This window comes from Sinorhizobium sp. FG01 (genome assembly GCF_002531875.1).
Classification (GTDB): Bacteria; Pseudomonadota; Alphaproteobacteria; order Rhizobiales; family Rhizobiaceae; genus Sinorhizobium; species Sinorhizobium fredii_C.
The window spans coordinates 1-17,034 of sequence record NZ_NWTB01000025.1 but is presented as its reverse complement, the minus strand read 5'-3'; the positions used below and the strand labels follow the sequence as shown (position 1 = coordinate 17,034).

Here is a 17,034-nt window from a genome sequence, read left to right as displayed (position 1 = left end):
CGCTCAAGCCTCGCCAGCCCCGCCCTGAGCCGCGCCAGACGCGTTCTGCGTGGCGGGGATGCTGCTCTCTTCGGCGCCGGCAGCCCTCTTTCCTCCGGTCGAACGGGCCTCGCCTCCGCGAAAGCGTTTCGCCACATCCTCGAACGCCGCCTGCAGTTCACCTTCCTCGATCTCGATCTCGCCGAACCCGGCCTTGAGCGCGATCCTGCCGATGCGCTCGGCCTCGCGGGTCTCGGCTAGCTTGAGCTGCTCCTGGAGCTTGGCGATTTCGTCGCGAATTCTAAAAGCTGGTTTTTTCATTTCGACTGTCTCCTTGGGCGTGAACGCCTGTCTTTCGGACCCAATCTTCCGGAGGTGAGTGCGGAACGCACTACTGTGAATCATACAATCGCCAAGGGCGATGCTTTCGCGAATGATCCCGGCCGCTCGGTGAGAGCGGCATCCAAGGGCGCAATTATACGTCGCTGGCGCGACGTTCTTCTTGAGGCCCGGCGGGGCCAATCTCGCTGTCGAACACGTTGATCCGCTCGTAATCGGGAAAAATTCCGCCGTGGCCGTCCCTCATTTCTCCGTCAGCATCGTCGCTCGCGGCTCCGGCCGCAGCGCCGTGCTGTCGGCGGCTTATCGGCACTGCGCCAAAATGGCCTTCGAGCGGGAAGCCCGGACGATCGACTACACCCGCAAGCAGGGGCTCTTGCACGAAGAATTCGTCGTCCCGGCCGGTGCGCCGGACTGGTTGCGGGCGATGATCGCCGATCAGTCGGTGTCTGGCGCGTCCGAGGCCTTCTGGAACAAAGTCGAGGGGTTCGAGAAACGCGCCGATGCGCAACTCGCCAAGGACATCACGATCGCGCTCCCAATCGAACTTTCGACGGAGCAGAACATCGTGCTGATACGGGATTTCATCGACCGCCACATCACCTCGAAAGGCATGGTTGCCGACTGGGTCTATCACGATGCACCCGGTAATCCGCATGTGCACCTGATGACGACGCTGCGACCGCTTACCGACGATGGATTCGGCGCCAAGAAGATTGCCGTCCTCGGGCCTGACGGCAACCCGATCCGCAACGATTCCGGCAAGATCGTCTACGACCTTTGGGGCGGCAGCGCCCCCGACTTCAATGCCTTCCGCGATGGCTGGTTCGCCTGCCAGAACAAGCATCTGTCACTCGCCGGCCTTGATATACGGGTCGACGGCCGGTCCTTCGAGAAGCAGGGAATCGAGCTCACGCCGACCATTCATCTCGGCGTCGGGGCCAAGGCGATCGAGCGGAAGTCAGCGGAAGCCGACCGGCACATATCGCTGGAACGGCTGGAGCTGCAGGAAGAACGTCGAGCCGAAAACGCCCGCCGCATCCAGCGCCGTCCGGAGATCGTTCTCGACCTGATCACCCGGGAGAAAAGCGTCTTCGACGAGCGCGATGTCGCCAAGATCCTGCACCGCTATTTCGCCGATGCCGGCCGGTTCCATAGTCTGATGGCAAGAATCCTGCAGAGCCCGGAAACGCTCCGCCTCGAGCGCGAACGCATTGATTTTGCGAGCGGGCTTCGTGCGCCGGCGAAATACACCACGAGGGAGCTGATCCGGCTCGAAGCGGAGATGGCCGACCGGGCAAACTGGCTCTCTCTACAATCCTCCCACGGTGTTCGAAACGCCGTGCTGGAGGCGATTTTTGCGCGTCACACTCGTCTGTCGGAAGAGCAGAAGGCCGCTATCGCTCACGTTGTTGCGGGAGAAAGGGTCGCCGCTGTGATCGGCCGTGCCGGCGCCGGCAAGACGACGATGATGAAGGCGGCCCGCGAAGCCTGGGAGGCCGCCGGCTACCGCGTTGTAGGCGGCGCGCTTGCCGGCAAAGCCGCCGAGGGCCTGGAAAAGGAAGCTGGCATTCTGTCCCGCACGCTGTCGTCGTGGGAGCTTCGCTGGAACGAGGGCCGTGATCTGATCGACGACAGGACCGTCTTCGTGCTTGATGAGGCCGGAATGGTCTCATCCAGACAGATGGCTCTGTTTGTCGAAACGGCAACCAAGGCCGGAGCCAAGCTCGTGCTCATCGGCGATCCGCAACAGCTCCAACCGATTGAGGCCGGAGCCGCGTTCCGCGCCATTGCCGATCGTATCGGTTATGCCGAGCTCGGAACCATCTACCGCCAACGCGAGCAGTGGATGCGCGACGCCTCGCTTGATTTGGCACGCGGGAATGTCGGCAAAGCGGTCGAGGCCTATCGCGCACATGGGCACGTCAGTGGATCGGAGCTCAAAACTGAGGCAATGCAGGCGCTGATCACCGATTGGAACAGCGACTACGATCCAATCGGAACTTCGCTGATCCTCGCTCATCTTCGTCGCGACGTTCGCATGCTCAACGAAATGGCGCGCGCAAAGCTCGTCGAGCGCCGCATCGTCGACGAGGGATTTGCCTTCAGGACCGAGGACGGAACCCGCAAGTTCGCCACCGGCGACCAAATTGTCTTCCTGAAGAACGAGGGCGCGCTCGGGGTCAAGAACGGCATGTTGGCGAAGGTAGTCGACGCAGCGCCCGGCCGCATCGTTGTTGAAGTCGGAGAAGGCGAACACCGCCGGCAGGTTACGGTCGAGAGCCGCTTCTACAATAACGTCGATCTCGGCTATGCCACCACGATTCACAAGAGCCAGGGTGCCACCGTCGATCGGGTCAAGGTGCTGGCGTCCTTGTCGCTCGACCGCCATCTCGCTTACGTCGCCATGACACGTCATCGCGAGGATCTTGCCGTCTATTACGGCCGTCGGTCTTTCGCCAAGGCCGGCGGCCTGATTCCGATCCTGTCGCGGAAAAATGCCAAGGAAATCACGCTCGATTATGCGAACGGCCGCTTGTACCGCCAGGCGCTGCGCTTCGCCAGGGCTCGGGGTTTCCACCTCGTCAGTGTCGCCCGAACGCTCGTCCGCGATCGGCTCGAATGGACAGTCCGCCAGAAATCGAGGTTCGCCGGCCTCGGCGCACGTCTCTCAGCGATCGCCGGCAAGCTCGGTTTTTCTGCTGCCGCAGGCGGGACCTCTCAACCGCGCACGGTCGAGGAGTTGAAACCTATGGTCCCCGGCATCACCACCTTCGCGAAGTCTCTCGAGCAGGCTGTCGAGGACAGGCTTGCGGCAGATCCAGGCTTGATGAAGCAATGGCAGGAAGTCTCGGCACGCTTCCATCTTGTCTATGCCCAGCCGGAAGCGGCGTTCAAAGCCGCCAATGTTGACGCGATGCTGAAGGACGGAGCTGCCGCGAAAACCACGATATCCAGGATCGGTTCGGAGCCCAAAGCCTTTGGCGCGCTGAAGGGCAAGACCGGCATCCTCGCCAGCCGCGCGGACAAGCAGACCCGTGATACGGCCGACGCCAACGCTCCCGCGCTGGCGCGCAATCTCGAACGCTATCTGCGTCAACGGACGGTGGCGGCGCGCAAGTATGAAATCGAAGAACGCGCCCTTCGTCTGAAGGTGGCGGTCCACATCCCGGCTCTGTCGCCGGCGGCAAAGCAGACGCTCGAGCGCGTCCGAGACGCCATCGACCGAAACGATCTTCAGGCAGGGCTCGAATACGCGCTTGCCGACAAGACGGTGAAAGCGGAGCTCGAAGTATTTGCCAGAGCCGTTTCGGAGCGTTTTGGCGAACGGACCTTCTTGCCTCTTGCCGCCAAGGACACGGGCGGACAGGCGTTCCAGTCCGTGACCAACGGCATGTCGGACGCGCAGAAGGCGGAGTTGCAATCCGCTTGGAATTCGATGCGGACGGTGCAGCAACTTGCAGCTCATGAGCGCACCACCGAGGCGCTGAAGCAGGCGGCAACGATGCGGCAGACGAAGAGCCAGGGACTCTCCCTGAAATGAGGGCTGGAGCTGAAAAACGCCTACCGATCATCCCGCGACGGAGGCGAACGGCTGGCATTCTGTCGGTGGCCGCGGCCGCCATCGTCCTCATCGCAGTAACTGGCTTCCTGGGCGGCTATCGGATCAACCAGACTCCGAGCGAGGCTCTCGGTCTCTGGCGCATTGTTCCGCTACATCGTCCGCCGAGCGTCGGAGATTTGGTGTTTGTCTGCCCAGCCGGGATGGCCGGCATGCCGGAGGCGAGAGCGCGGGGATATCTCCGCTCCGGTCTTTGCCCGGGCCGTGTCGCGCCGCTCATCAAGACAGTCGTCGGCGTCGCTGGGCAGCGTGTCGAAATCGGCGCCGAAGTGACGATCGATGGGCGCGCGCTTCCTTCCTCCGCTCTGGCACAGCGTGACGGAAAAGGTCGGCGGCTGAGGCCTTCCCCAAGCGGCGTCGTGCCAGACGGACACGTGTTCCTGCATTCCTCGTTCGTCGGCTCCTACGATTCCCGCTACTTGGGGCCGCTGCCGGCTTCCAACGTTCTCGGCCTGGCGCAGGAGGTGCTGACCTATGCGCCGTGATTGGCTCCGGCCAACGCTGCTCATCATCGCGTCGGTCATCGCCGGAACGGTAGCATGGAACGGCCATGTCTTGCTGCTGCCGATCGCGCTGGGATTCCCCGTCCTGTGGTCGCTGGCGCGAACGAGGTCCGCGGCAACACTCGTTTCGATCGGGTACTTCCTGGCAGCGTCGCGTGGCCTGCCGCAAGGCGTGGCAACTTTCTATGCCTCGGATCTCTGGCCGGGCCTGCTGTTGTGGCTAATCGCCTCCGCGAGCTTTGTCTCTTTACACGCGCTGCTTTGGACGAAAGATGCCGGCAGCCTGCCCTACCGCTATGTCCTGGCGGCCGTCCTTATGACGGTTCCGCCTCTCGGTATTACCGGTTGGGCTCATCCCGTCACGGCTGCCGGCGTGTTATTTCCGGGATGGGGATGGTGGGGCCTGGCGGCGACGACAGCCGGCGTTGCGGGCCTCGTCTCACGCCTAAGGACGGCTGTTGCTGTCGCCCTCGCAGGCTTCTGGCTCGGGTCCGCCGCGCTCTGGACGGATCCGACGCCACCGCAAGCGTGGCAGGGCGTCAATCTCGAACTGGGTGCTTCGCTTGGGCGGGAGACCAGCATACAGCGTCACCGTGATCTGATTGCCAGAGTAAAGGATCGAGCAGCCGAGGACCTCCGCTACATTGCTCTTCCCGAGAGTACCTTGGGTTTCTGGACGCCGAGGATCGAGCGGCTGTGGACGCGGTCTCTGGAGGGCCGGGACATCACGATTCTCGCGGGTGCCGCGGTCGTCAACGCACGCGGATACGATAACGTGCTCATCGCGCTGTCTGCCCAGGGCGGTCAGATCCTGTACCGGGAACGGATGCCGGTGCCGGGCTCGATGTGGCAGCCGTGGCGAGCGCTTTTAGAGGAAAGCGGCGGGACGCGGGCGCACTTCTTCGCAAACCCGATTCTCACTCTCGGAGCCACACGAGTTGCACCACTGATCTGCTATGAGCAACTGATCGTCTGGCCAATCCTTCAATCGATGCTTAGTGATCCGGATCTGATCGTGGCTGTCGGCAACGGCTGGTGGACAAAAGGGACGTCCATTGTCGCCATCCAGCGTGCCAGCACCGCGGCCTGGGCGAAGCTGTTCGAAAAACCGGTTGTTTTTTCCTTCAACACCTGATGGCGCCTCAATACCGGATGCCCAAGGAGACACCATGCTCGACGCTGCCCTGATCAAAGATTGTGCCGACCCTTCCCTGAAGCCTGCGATCGTTGAACAGTTCGTGACGGCGGCCGGATCGGCCGATCCCCTCTCCGTGACCGTCAGATCGGGTGGTCGATTGATCCTTGTCCCGCCGGCCAAATCAGCCGACGAAGCGTTGGAAATCGTGCGGCAATATGCGGGAAACGCGGTGGTCCGTGTCGGTCTGACGCAGTTTCCAGTTGGCGTGGGAGTCAAGGACCCAGCGGACCTCAAGCGGGATTTGCTCGACGCTTGCCAAAACGTTCGCAAGGGCACGGCTATGTTCGCCAAGATCATCAGGATCGTTTCAAAGTGGTACGGCAATCCCACGAACGATGACGCCTTCGCGCAGATCTTCGAAGACGCCGTCTACGCATGGAAAACCGGAGAGTTCGAGGGGATGAGGGTGTTTCAAGCTCCCGATCCGGAAGGAAGCGTCACGATGAAAAACGTATCGCCGGTGCGTGCGGAAAACAAAAGCAACATCCACCCGGAGGAAGCCGCCGCCGAACCGCCCGACGCCAGCAAGATTGGTTCAGCCGAGATGCGGATCGACCTGTCGAGCATAGGCGGCAAATGACATTCTCGCGCGACGGAGACAGACGGGAATGTCCCGATTAAAAATGGTCATTCCGGCCGAGGCCTCCATTGCCACACCTAAGTGGCTGACGAACCGCAAAACTGGGTGGGGAATTTCCCCCACTGCCCCACCTTTTCGGCAGGTGTGGCAGTCTATTCCCGGTTACATCTCTGCGCCAGTTGCGGTTTAACCTGGCCGCTTTGTTTTGCCGGAACTAAATTAGAAAACCTGCGTTTAGTACCGTCGCACACCAAAGCGACGTAAATGGCAGATGTAAATAAGGAAGCGGTGTTCTCTGTACGCCCTCAAAAATGCCGCTCCTGCCGCTCCCCTATCCGGGCGGCTTCCCAGTTCATGGCTTGTAACAAGGCAGTGTCCGTGTCGCGCGGGCACTGCCTTAGTCGTGGCAGCTCCCGCCGATGCAAAGCGAGATGCGAAGCATGATGATATTCGATGACGACGTGGAGACAGCGCTAGCTTTCGCGTGCGAGGAACTCCAGATGACGCGGGAAGAGCTGATGCGCCTCCTCGTTCGCGAGTGGCTGGAGTCCTATGCTTACCTGCCCCTCAACGACTTGGATGAGGGCAGCGAGACTGCGGGAAGCGCGTAGGTGCAGCGGCCAAAGCGGAAACGTGTCTCACCGAAGCCACGTTTCTTCGAAGCCGACGAATGCTATCATCCTTCTTCATCATGGATGGACTGGCCCTCATCGAAGTTCACCTGGCGTTGGCGGAGAGACACGTAGCTGACGGTGCTCGCCACGTGGTACTTCAGCGTGAAATCTTGGCCGACCTTGAGAGCGGCGGCCACAACACCAAACCTGCGTGAACTCCTTGCGGTCCTCGAGCAATCGCTTGCCTTTCATCTTTTCGATCGCGACCGGCTCATCAGAGAGAGAGAGAGAGAGAGAGAGAGAGAGAGAGAGAGAGAGAGAGAGAGAGAGAGAGAGTGCTGGCGATACGCAAACTTTAACTGGCGACCGGCTACGAAGCGCGCCAACGGTAAGACATGCTTGCGCTCCCCTTTCAGCAGATCGATGACCGCCCCCTGCAGCGTCGGAACGCGTGAGGGGTAAAACCGTCCGGCTGCCGGATGGCACCGACTCCGACACCGATGAACCTGCTTGAGTGCAGCACAGGTACGATCATACGGAGCGCTGCTGCCGTCCCTTCGTGGTGTCCGGAAGGGTTCACGAGGGTTACGATCATGGCCCCGGCGGGGTTGTTTCTATGAGGCGTACTCGTTCATTTCTTGTTCACGATTGCTACCGTAAAGTGTTGACAAGGCGCGGATGCGCGCCATTCGATCAAGCGGACGATTGCGTTCCTCGCCTCGACGACGGAAGCAAACGTTGCCAGCCTCTTCTTCCAAAAATGGACCGTTAAAGCGCCATGGAAAACACGCAACTCAGCGTATGGGAAGATTTTTTCCAGTTCGATCACGCACTCAAGGTGATTTCCGATGCCGTCCCTCAGCCGATCATTGTGAAGGACAAACATTCGCGCTTCCGCTTCCTTAACAATGCCGCCTGTGCTCTTCTCGGCAGAGCACGCAGCGATCTGATCGGACGCACGGATCACGACATCCTACCGGCGGCAGAGGCCGATCGCATACGTGCGATGGACCAACAGGTTCTTGAGACCGGGGAAGAATTCTCTTTTGAGGAAGACATCACTGCAGCCGACGGAACCGTCAGAAACCTGGTGACACAGAAACGCCGCGTCGAACTCGCCAGTGGCGGCTCGAAGGAGATGCTGCTGGTGGTGACGATGCTGGATATGACCGCATGTCGTAGGGCAGAGGCAGAGCTCCGCGCCAGTGAAGAGCATTATCGGTCCTTGATCGAGCTCCATCCTCAGGTCCCGTGGACGGCGCGCCCATCCGGAGAGCTTCTTGAAGTCGGCCCGCGATGGAAAGAGATTACCGGCTTCGAGGTTGCCGATGCGCTCGGGACAGAGCGGGCGAAGGCGGTGCATGCTGATGATGTTGAGGACGTGGAGCGGCTGTGGTCCAGATCGCTTTCAACCGGGGACCCGCTGGATGTCGAATTCCGGCTGGCGAGCGCCGAGGGAGGCCACCGTTGGTTTCGCAGTCGCGCGGCTGCACGAAAGGCGGGGGACGGTACGATCATCCGGTGGTACGGGATCCTGGAAGATGTCGACGATCGCCGAAGAGCCTTAGAGGCCGTTAAGGAGAGCGAGGCCCAGTTCAGGGCAATCGCGGACGACGCGCCAGTGATGATTTGGGTGACTGATGAAAACGGCGCTGCCACTTACCACAGTCGTCTCTGGCTCGAAACAACTGGCCAAACCACCGAGCAGTCCCGAGGTCTTGGATGGGCCGATGCAGTTCATCCGGAGAAACGACAAGAGGTTGAGGCTGGGTTCGAGGCGGCAATGCGCGACCGAAAACCCGTCCGGGTGGAATACCGTCTCCGGCGCGCCGATGGCAGTTGGGCTTGGGTCATCGATCTCGGTCAGCCACGCTTTGCCTCCGACGGGCGGTTCCTCGGCTACGTTGGTATTGCCCTCGACATCACCGAACGCCGCAAGGCAGAACAGGACCGACTGCTGGCGCAAAAGCAAATTCACCACATGGCACGACACGATGCGTTGACGGGATTGCCGAACTGGCAGTCTCTCCGCGAGGAGTTCGAACGCATATCGAACAACATCGTGCCGGACACGAAGATCGCAATTCTCTGCCTCGATCTCGAGCGCTTCAAGTCGATCAATGACGCCTATGGTCGCGCCAGCGGCGACCTGCTGCTACGCCGTGTCGCCGATCGGCTGCGAAATTGTGTCAAGCAATCCGACATCCTCTGCCGGCTCGGCGGCGACGATTTCCTCGTCTTGCGCACGGGCATCAAGAGCAATGACGAAGCGCGCAACCTTGCTCAGCAGCTTATCGATGTCGTTGAAGTACCGTATGGGCTCGCAGGATCGCATGTCGATCTTGGCGCTATTGTCGGACTTGCGGCTGCTCCGAAGGGTGACCAGTCAATAGACGAGCTTATCCAGGCTGCCAATATTGCGCTTGATCAGGCCAAAGCTGGTGGCCGCGGCACATATGTAGATTACGAGCCGGGAATGGACACGCATCTCCAGGCAAAACATGAGATAAAGGTTTTGCTTCGGCAGGCGCTCGCAAACAATGCGCTTGAAGTCCAGTACCAGCCGCTGGTCAACCTCCATACGGGCAGGCTCACGACATGTGAGGCGCTGGTCCGATGGCCGCAACCCGGACGAGGCCAGATCTCTCCGGCCGAGTTCATACCGGTTGCCGAGGAAGCTGGCCTGATCGGGCCACTTGGCGAGTGGGTCCTTCGTCAGGCCTGCACCGAGGCAGCGAAATGGCCGCTCGATATCAGTGTGGCGGTCAACCTATCGCCTGTGCAGTTCGACCGCCGTCTTGCTGCAACTGTCTGCGACATATTGAAAGAGACGGGTCTGAATGCCTCGCGCCTGGAGCTCGAAATCACCGAGTCGGTATTGCTCGATGAATGCGACCGCAATTTTCAGATACTAAAGGAGATTCGGCAACTCGGAGTCAAAGTCGCGATCGACGATTTCGGGACCGGCTATTCGTCGCTGAGCTATCTGAGGAGCTTTCGGTTCGACAAAATCAAGATCGACCGTAGCTTCGTTTCCGATCTGCCGGCCGGGAAGGAATCGCTGGCGATCCTCAGGGCGGTTGCCGGAATTGGACGCACGCTGGGAATCACCACAACCGTGGAAGGCGTCGAGACTCCAGACCAGCTCGAGATTATCAAGGCTGAAGGCTTCGATGAGGCGCAAGGTTACGTTTTCTCACGCCCCCTGCGCGCTGCACAGTTAGAGGAGCTAATCAAGTGTTCGCAATAGAACTTTGCCGACCGACTGCCGACGGCGGCCCGATCTTATCCGTCATTGGCACTCTTTGAGAAAGAAAAGAAAAGCCTCCACTGCTACCAAGACGACAAGAAGGCTTCGGCCCGAGCGTTCGAAAGGGTCCGCCCGACAATAGTAAATCTGAGGCGCCCTGCAACCGGAAACGGCGCCACGGCGGCTCCACCCACACCTTTTTCATGGCGAGTCGCAGGTCCCCGAGCGTACATCCTGAGACTGATAAGAGGCTGGCGATCTCGATCAACCAGCCTAGATTTTCTAACGGCGCTGCGTCGGCGTCGTCGGAGGGAATACGATGGATTTCGCGCAACCCTTGAGTTTCGATCCACTTGGATCCGACGCGTTGGAAATGATCGAAAGGGCGCTCCACGGCGCGCTCGGCAATGAATGTTTCCTATCCTGCGGAGACTTCTTGCACGTCAAATTTTTTAGCTATCGGGGCTCCGTCCCTACTGGATGCCCCTTCAAATCGAAGTAACGCTTTTGGGAACCAATTCCGGAACGCCGGAGTTTGTCTTCGTCGCCCTCACCTCAGCGCGACAAAGGCAAAAGCAGCGGCGCCTTCGATCCCCTCGAAGGACGCCGCTCTTTTTGTGCTCACCAGTCGCCGCTCGCCCCCATTGTGACGCCGCACCGCCCTGAAATCTGGCTTGCGCTTGTGCAAACGGAGGCTGACAGCCCGCTTGTCGAATACTGTGGACGAGATCCTCAAGCGCCTGCCGGATGAGGAACTCTATCCTCGCGCTGCTGCCGAGGCGGTCCGATCGTTCCTACGCCTGGGCCTGCATCTTGGGCTTCGCTAGAAGAACCTGCGGCAACTGCTTTCTGTCCGCTGGGCATTTCCTGACATCGGAGCGTCGGCCCGACAGGATATGAAGCGTGGCGGGTCCCGGCGAACGCCTTCGAGAACGCCAACTCCTCGTTCTTCGGCTCAAAACCTCCGGCTAATTCTTCTGGATCTATTGAAATCTCTATTGCTATCTCGACGCCTATGTCGATCGTCATCGCGGCGTGCTCGTGCCTGGCGCTGATGACCCTGGCACTCTTGTTATGAAGATGGGCAAAACCCAGGCAAGGACGCCGCTGGCACCTTACCGCTACCTGCGCGGCGGGCCTTCGCGAATCTCAGCATCATTTCCGGCAGCGGACCGGTAGCTATGGCGGACGTGGGCAAGATATCTGTCTTCGCGAACTTCAACTTTTGAATTTGAATGGCGATTACCTCCTCCATTGACTAGCGCGTTATCGCTTCCTCGAACAAAATCAGAACATCTGCTTTGACAATCTTTAGAATCCGTGGATTATCACTGGGCAATGCATAGCTTCCAGCCAAGCTCCTCCCGAGCGCTGGGAGCCGTGAAGGGGGCGGAAGCGCCTGCGTGGCCGTACCTTTTTCTCTGTTCAAGGATTGATAGGACGACGCTCATGGCCAAAGACGCTGCACTATTGTCTGAGCTGCGTAAGCTGATCGGACAGCGGATGGACGCTGGCCAGATTGCCCAGCCAAGCCAGATTGTTGAAGAAATTTTTAAGAACAAGCCTCTGACAGGTCCTCATGCCGACTTCTACAGGGCGTTTGCCAAGAAGGAACTGGTAAAGGTAGTTACGCGAATGCTGAAGCGCATCGGCATGAGCGACGATCCCGCCTCTCCTCAAATGGTCTTTCCGGGCCATACCCGTCTGGTTAAATCGTATCCCGTGATCAGAAACGGTGAGAGGGCCCTGGTTCCCATAAGCCTTTGCACGCCGCGAGAACTCTCAGACCATATACTACTTCTCCGCAAGCAGGCGAAGGGCTGTGAAAACCACGCTGCCGAGCTGGAGCAATATGTGGCCAGCAAAATCTCTTTGGAGGAAGCCCAGGCTAAGGAGCATTCAGAAGCGGCCGAGGTCGAGCCGGCCTGACACCAGGAAGCCAACGCTGGGTGACTACCTAAACGAGTACGATAGGCAGGCCTAAAGCATTTGTTCTCAATGCTGCGCGCTCCGCTTTACGAACAGATCGTTGAACACCCGATCCGCTCCCCACGCCTGAGCCGATGTGAAGGCAAGCTGTCGCAACTCGTCGCTGGCCAGTGGCTGCTGCCCAGGCTTGTAGCCGAGATCATGGTTCGCTTCGGACCACGCGTGCTGAAAGAGAGTCTTGATCTGCAACTCGAAGCAGTAGGGCACTAGGTTCTTGTCGTAACTCGGGTCGATCAGATCTTGCTGCAGCATAAGGATATGGTGATTTCCAAAATACCCAAACTCCCACTCGTTCTCTGGCAACATGTCTTTCGATTCGATGGCGTGGAAGTAGCGCTGAACTTCCTCCGAAATCCTATGCACATCATCCTTATAGAAAGTGATGATCCGCGCGCCGATCTGATCCTGAATCTGATGAAGCGGATCATCGTACTTCGCTTTTCCATCTTTCTCAGCAGCGGCTTTGCCCATGAAGCGCTCCACAGACTTCGGGCGCGTCGAGATGCGATCGATCCGCGGCTGACCGGCGAAGATGTCCTGCAATAAGTTGGCAAGCTTGTTGGCGATGGGGAAGAGCACGGTTTCGTACCGCGCTCGATATTGAGCTTCGACGGTCATCTACCCTTCTCCAGTTTTTCGCTAATCACTGAGCCGACTGTGCTGAAGCGCATCTTATCGGCTCCTTTCTCGACGGGTTTGTGTTCGAAGACCTTATCGAAGGAGGCAGCGTCAGCCGTGAGCATGGCCCCATTGTCCAGCTCCACGGTCCGATAAGGCAATTGCCGAGTGAACTCGGTGGCATCGAACTGAAAATTATCATTGGCCAGGTCAGCTCGTTCGAGCTGCTTCACCACGGCGGCCTTGGCGCCCTCGGAAAATCCGTAGCGATTACAGAAAGCCTCAACGCTCAATGTCTCTGTACCAAGCCCACTGGCCAACGTAGCTGCGGCAGTGATCTGGCGCTTGATTTCCAAATCGTCCGTCGTTTTGATCGCCTTCTTCAATGCGACAGCGAGACGACGGGTGCCGAACGCAGGACTGGTCATGAAGTCCGACAGCAGAAACTCCTTAACCCAGTAGTCCGACGACTCCAGATCCTGACTGTTAATCTGCTTGTCGACGGCCATGCCACTCCAGAAACCACCTTGGAATGACTGATGCTTGTAAACGACAGCTTTGTAGGAATGCGCATTTTTCATGAATACGCGGTCGATGAATTCGACCGTCAACATGTCGGCAGCCTCATTTACAACCACGCCATTGTTGGCGCGAAAGCGTGATATCACCACCTTGTGCTCGGCACCTTCGGTGCCTTTGATCAGGAATAAAAGCCCGAGCCCCGAGCGGCGGGTCGTTACTGTCGCCAGTTCCTCGGCAAGCGCACGGCCCAGATCGACCCCAGGCGCTGACGCATAGGCAATCAACATGTCACGACGCGCGTTGGCTTGAGCGCCGCCATTGCCCTTGTTGAAGGCGATGCCGATGTTGCATTCGGTATCGGCCTTTTCGTACACGTTTCTCATTAGGATAAACATGTCGCCGTCATGCGGCACTTGGCTTCCGACGATGGCCGATGGCTCGGTTGCCCCCTTATTGGGATAGACAAGGTATGTATGGATGCTCTCGATAGGCAAACTTATCCCCCTCGCTGCCGAATACTTCGATTTTACAACAGCTACATATAATGCCTGTCCCGCACAAGCGTACGCATCCGAGGTGGGCCGCCTTGTAGGAATTGTCGGATCTGGCACTGACTGTCCTTATTGACGTCAAAAAGGACAGTGCGGCTTTGGATCGAGTTGAGATTGTCGATACGGGTCGGCGTCGTCGTTTTGAAGCTCCAGACTGTCGCGGAGAGTTATTCGGAACCTGGCTTGTGTGCGACAACGGCGCGGCGACATGGAATATCGCGTTCGCAACTATATGAATGGCGCCGGCTCGCGCGAGCGTGACAACTGGATGCTGCGTCGCCTGTCGGCGGCTTTGTACCGATTGAGCGCCGCAGAACGGTTGGCCGCGCGGCAGGAAAAGTGCAAGCCGCTTTTCGACGACATGCACGCGTGGCTGAAAACGGAGCGCGCCACGCTCAGCAAATCGTCCGAGGTGATCGAGCCGATCGATTACATGCTGAAGCGTTGAGATGGTTTTGCCCGTTTCCTGGACGATGCCCGGATTTGTCTGACGAACAATGCGGCCGAGCGCGCTCTGAGAGGAACTGCACTCGGGCGCCGCAACTGGACCTTCGCCGGTTCCCAGCGTGGGGCCGATCGAGCCGCCATCATGCTCTCCGTCATCACGACCTGTCGTCTCAACGACGTTGACCCCAAGGCGTGGCTCGCCGATGTGTTCGCCCGCATCGCCGATCTTCCCGTCTCCCGCCTGCACGAACTGCTGCCTTGGCAATGGAAGACACACTAAGGGACGGCTATTGCGGCGGCCGCGTAAACAGCTCCCGGAACAATGATTGCGAACGCTCCAGGCCCTTCATCGGTCAGGATCAATGACTTCGACTTGTTGACCGGGTCGCCGATCAAGCCCTTCTTGTGAAGCCTATCCGTCGTTGCCCAGTCGAAGCCCTTCCAGGCACAACGTTCGTTTATGCAGCGTGAGCCATAGCAGGGCCAAAACCGCATCGTCGATCTTGTCCTCATCGATCTCCATGAACCCACGTTACCACGCGCGGCGCTAAAATCCTGCGGCCCTGCTCGATGGATACGCACAAGCAGACGCCCATTGTTGTACAGCCTCACAACCAAACTGAGAATCCGTAAACATCGCTGATAACTACTTTTAGGTCGCTGCTGCTCGAGGCGGACACATAAGTCGCCGACATTCTCGCGTTAAACACCCTAGAAGTCCCAAAACTACCGAAAGATCGGCACCAACTTACGGCGGCGATAGCTGATTGATGCGTTGTTTGCACTGGAGGCGATTGGAGGGAAGGTCGAACTCAAAAGTAGGGTATTGAGCGCCCTGCCAATACACGACATGGTAGCACTAGCCCTTTGGAGGAGGCCACGATGGACCCAAACAGCCCGTTTAAGAAAGTCCCCTTTCTATACCACTTTACCGACCGGAGAAATCTCGACCTCATTCGTCAGCACGGCGGGCTTTTCCCGATCGCGCAGCTCATGGCAGGAGGCGTCGCCGTTCCCGCCCCAGGCGGAAACGAATGGAGCCGAGACGCCGATGCATTGAAAGGGATGGGAAACTACGTGCATCTGTGTTTCCGCAATAGCCATCCCATGGAATTCGTGGCACGAAGAGACGGTCGCATTACAGACTCAATTTTCCTCCGTATCCATCCGGCAGTCCTCGACTTTGCCGGCGTACGTTTTACAAATGACGTCTCGAACAAAAGTGGTGTAGAATCCGTTCCGATAGAGCAGGCAGCCGCTCTCATCGATTTCGAGGTTTTGTATACTCGGACGGATTGGAAGGATCCGGCGATCCAGCAGCGGCTCTTGCAGGCAGAAAAATACGAGGTTCTGGTTCCATGCCAGATACCTCTCGACTTGATCGGAAACATTTGATGGCAGAGCGCCCCATTTTCATACCATCGGTCAATTCTCCCGGGTTCGTCAAAGTCGTGAGCTTTGATATCCCGTTCGCAACGGGTTTCGCGCCGGTTCAGAAACAGAAGAACGTACACTCGCTACACGCTGCCGCCGCGCGAGCTGGATATAGCCCACTGCTCGAAATATCTTCCAAGTCCGAGGAGAAGGCAGGCCGCCACCTGAGCGCATTTCATCTCAAAGTAGATACTGCTTCGGGATCAATACCTCTCGAAAACGCATTCCAAGGCAGCAAGGTCTTTGAGTACGGTGGTCCATATATCGATCTGTACGTGACCGATCCGCGCAGCGCGAAGCGAGATCCCAGATTGCGGGAATCTGGTCGCTTAGTGGCGTTCGAAATCGACGGAAGCGAATTTCCGCTCCAACCGTCCACAGTTTTCTATGACTGGCTATACCTCAACGCCATTTACCCGCACCGGGAGTGGCTTAGGGAAAGGATTGACGGTCATATGCGTTACGCGGGATTTACCGATATCGAATTCAACCCCAAAAAGTCGATCAATTGCCAAGCAAAATCCTGCGCTCTGTTCGTTTCTTTGATGCGCGCCGGTCTTATGGATAGAGCCATGAACTCGGCAGAGGAGTTCATTACGCTGATGTCAGAGCAAATTCGGTCAAAGCGCTCGCAGCCTGAACAGGCCGATCAGTTGCACTTTTAGACCACTGGCATGGGATGTCGATCGAACCGAGCAAATCCAAGAAGTCGCAGGCACTAGCACAATATTGGAACACTTCTAGCACCGACATCGGTGTTAGAAAAAGCCTACCCGGGCGCCGCAAGGCCCTTGGCGGCTGAAGCAGGCTTCAGGGAGGCCATGCTTTCGGACGTCTAGGGGCTCCATCTTCAGAGCGCACAATTAGGGAACGCAGCATACTTCCTTCACGCTGTCGATAGGCTGCCTCCGTTACGTGGATCGATCGCAGTCCGTGGTGTTGGCGGCTTGTCATCAGGTGTGATCCCCTCGTAGAAAAACTTTAGGACATACTTATCGAACCTGGTCAGTGAATCGATCTCCGCCATTCTCTGAAATCCGATGCCCTGGAATTGCTTGATAGCGTTATTGAGCCCGAAGTCTGGTGTTGTGAAATCCATCAGATGGCTCCGATTGACCTTGCCCCCAAGTTTTATCCAGTTTTTGAGTTCGCTCCTGCGGTTTTGGGTTGCTGTATTTGGGGCGGTAGCGGCGGGTTGCGGTGCGGAGCCATTTCGGCTGCGCAGCACCGCAGCACGTCGCGGGTTGATGGTCTGAGCGAACTCGGCCGGTGTCAGCCAGCCGAGGCCAGAGTGCGGTCGGTGATCGTTGAAATCGCTGCGCCAGTTTGAAAGCGCTGAGCGAGCATAGGTCAGTGACGAGAAGAGGGTTTCATTCAAGAGCTCGTCT

13 protein-coding genes and 3 pseudogenes are annotated in these 17,034 nt (G+C 58.5%); 11 read left to right on the top strand and 5 right to left on the bottom strand.

All coding sequences use genetic code 11. The features are described 5' to 3' along the window. Positions 1-3: 3 nt before the first annotated feature. Positions 4-300 carry a conjugal transfer protein TraC gene (gene traC / locus CO656_RS26830; RefSeq protein ID WP_097527841.1) on the bottom strand — a complete coding sequence of 99 codons (297 nt, stop codon included), beginning with the start codon at positions 298-300 and terminating at the stop codon, positions 4-6. A gap of 250 nt (positions 301-550) precedes the next feature. Here traC and traA point away from each other — a divergent pair, with 250 nt between their 5' ends. The 7 genes from traA (at position 551) to CO656_RS26785 (ending at position 12,014) form a co-directional block, all read left to right on the top strand. Beyond that, positions 551-3,862, top strand: coding sequence for a Ti-type conjugative transfer relaxase TraA (traA, locus tag CO656_RS26825; protein WP_097527814.1), 3,312 nt, complete (start codon positions 551-553; stop codon positions 3,860-3,862). Further along, on the top strand, positions 3,859-4,425 hold the full coding sequence (traF, locus tag CO656_RS26820) for a conjugative transfer signal peptidase TraF (RefSeq protein ID WP_097527813.1): 567 nt from the start codon (positions 3,859-3,861) through the stop codon (positions 4,423-4,425). The genes traA and traF overlap by 4 nt, the downstream gene beginning before the upstream one ends. Beyond that, complete coding sequence (locus CO656_RS26815) at positions 4,415-5,578, top strand: conjugal transfer protein TraB (protein WP_097527812.1); 1,164 nt, start codon at positions 4,415-4,417, stop codon at positions 5,576-5,578. The genes traF and CO656_RS26815 overlap by 11 nt, the downstream gene beginning before the upstream one ends. Positions 5,579-5,612: 34 nt before the next feature. Further along, complete coding sequence (locus CO656_RS26810) at positions 5,613-6,221, top strand: TraH family protein (protein ID WP_097527811.1); 609 nt, start codon at positions 5,613-5,615, stop codon at positions 6,219-6,221. A gap of 440 nt (positions 6,222-6,661) precedes the next feature. Beyond that, on the top strand, positions 6,662-6,832 hold the full coding sequence (locus CO656_RS26805; protein ID WP_165914072.1) for a hypothetical protein: 171 nt from the start codon (positions 6,662-6,664) through the stop codon (positions 6,830-6,832). A 781-nt stretch (positions 6,833-7,613) separates the two neighbouring features. Beyond that, entirely contained in the window at positions 7,614-10,085 is a 2,472-nt protein-coding gene (locus tag CO656_RS26800) for an EAL domain-containing protein (protein ID WP_097527810.1), read from the top strand. Positions 10,086-11,534: 1,449 nt separating this feature from the next. Continuing rightward, a complete protein-coding gene (locus tag CO656_RS26785) occupies positions 11,535-12,014 on the top strand; it encodes a hypothetical protein (RefSeq protein WP_097527807.1) in 480 nt (159 codons plus the stop codon). 66 nt (positions 12,015-12,080) lie between these two features. Here CO656_RS26785 and CO656_RS26780 read toward each other — a convergent pair whose 3' ends face one another. Beyond that, entirely contained in the window at positions 12,081-12,692 is a 612-nt protein-coding gene (locus tag CO656_RS26780) for a RelA/SpoT domain-containing protein (protein WP_097527806.1), read from the bottom strand. Continuing rightward, complete coding sequence (locus CO656_RS26775) at positions 12,689-13,708, bottom strand: hypothetical protein (RefSeq protein WP_097527805.1); 1,020 nt, start codon at positions 13,706-13,708, stop codon at positions 12,689-12,691. The genes CO656_RS26780 and CO656_RS26775 overlap by 4 nt, the downstream gene beginning before the upstream one ends. 147 nt (positions 13,709-13,855) lie before the next feature. Between CO656_RS26775 and CO656_RS26770 the strand changes: the two genes are divergently transcribed. Both CO656_RS26770 and CO656_RS26765 read left to right on the top strand, forming a co-directional pair. Beyond that, complete coding sequence (locus tag CO656_RS26770) at positions 13,856-14,026, top strand: transposase (protein WP_234819648.1); 171 nt, start codon at positions 13,856-13,858, stop codon at positions 14,024-14,026. Positions 14,027-14,066: 40 nt separating this feature from the next. Then, a pseudogene (locus CO656_RS26765) lies at positions 14,067-14,492 on the top strand (transposase); the annotation flags it as partial. Between the two features lie 7 nt (positions 14,493-14,499). On the opposite strand, the pseudogene CO656_RS26760 reads toward CO656_RS26765, so the two are convergent. After that, positions 14,500-14,735: pseudogene (locus CO656_RS26760) on the bottom strand (DUF6429 family protein). Positions 14,736-15,094: 359 nt separating this feature from the next. On the opposite strand from CO656_RS26760, the gene CO656_RS26755 reads away from it, so the two are divergent. Next, positions 15,095-15,607, top strand: a complete 513-nt coding sequence (locus tag CO656_RS26755) for a DarT ssDNA thymidine ADP-ribosyltransferase family protein (RefSeq protein ID WP_097527804.1) — start codon at positions 15,095-15,097, stop codon at positions 15,605-15,607. Further along, a complete protein-coding gene (locus tag CO656_RS26750; protein WP_097527803.1) occupies positions 15,607-16,311 on the top strand; it encodes a hypothetical protein in 705 nt (234 codons plus the stop codon). The genes CO656_RS26755 and CO656_RS26750 overlap by 1 nt, the downstream gene beginning before the upstream one ends. A 476-nt stretch (positions 16,312-16,787) precedes the next feature. On the opposite strand, the pseudogene CO656_RS26745 reads toward CO656_RS26750, so the two are convergent. After that, positions 16,788-17,034 (bottom strand): annotated as a pseudogene (locus CO656_RS26745) (integrase core domain-containing protein); the annotation flags it as partial.

What these genes read in the sequence shown, in the direction of transcription:
- traC (WP_097527841.1), bottom strand. Translation starts at nt 300, where the DNA reads ATGAAAAAACCAGCTTTTAGAATTCGCGACGAAATCGCCAAGCTCCAG.
- traF (WP_097527813.1), top strand. Translation starts at nt 3,859, where the DNA reads ATGAGGGCTGGAGCTGAAAAACGCCTACCGATCATCCCGCGACGGAGG.
- CO656_RS26815 (WP_097527812.1), top strand. Translation starts at nt 4,415, where the DNA reads ATGCGCCGTGATTGGCTCCGGCCAACGCTGCTCATCATCGCGTCGGTC.
- CO656_RS26810 (WP_097527811.1), top strand. Translation starts at nt 5,613, where the DNA reads ATGCTCGACGCTGCCCTGATCAAAGATTGTGCCGACCCTTCCCTGAAG.
- CO656_RS26805 (WP_165914072.1), top strand. Translation starts at nt 6,662, where the DNA reads ATGATGATATTCGATGACGACGTGGAGACAGCGCTAGCTTTCGCGTGC.
- CO656_RS26800 (WP_097527810.1), top strand. Translation starts at nt 7,614, where the DNA reads ATGGAAAACACGCAACTCAGCGTATGGGAAGATTTTTTCCAGTTCGAT.
- CO656_RS26785 (WP_097527807.1), top strand. Translation starts at nt 11,535, where the DNA reads ATGGCCAAAGACGCTGCACTATTGTCTGAGCTGCGTAAGCTGATCGGA.
- CO656_RS26780 (WP_097527806.1), bottom strand. Translation starts at nt 12,692, where the DNA reads ATGACCGTCGAAGCTCAATATCGAGCGCGGTACGAAACCGTGCTCTTC.
- CO656_RS26755 (WP_097527804.1), top strand. Translation starts at nt 15,095, where the DNA reads ATGGACCCAAACAGCCCGTTTAAGAAAGTCCCCTTTCTATACCACTTT.
- CO656_RS26750 (WP_097527803.1), top strand. Translation starts at nt 15,607, where the DNA reads ATGGCAGAGCGCCCCATTTTCATACCATCGGTCAATTCTCCCGGGTTC.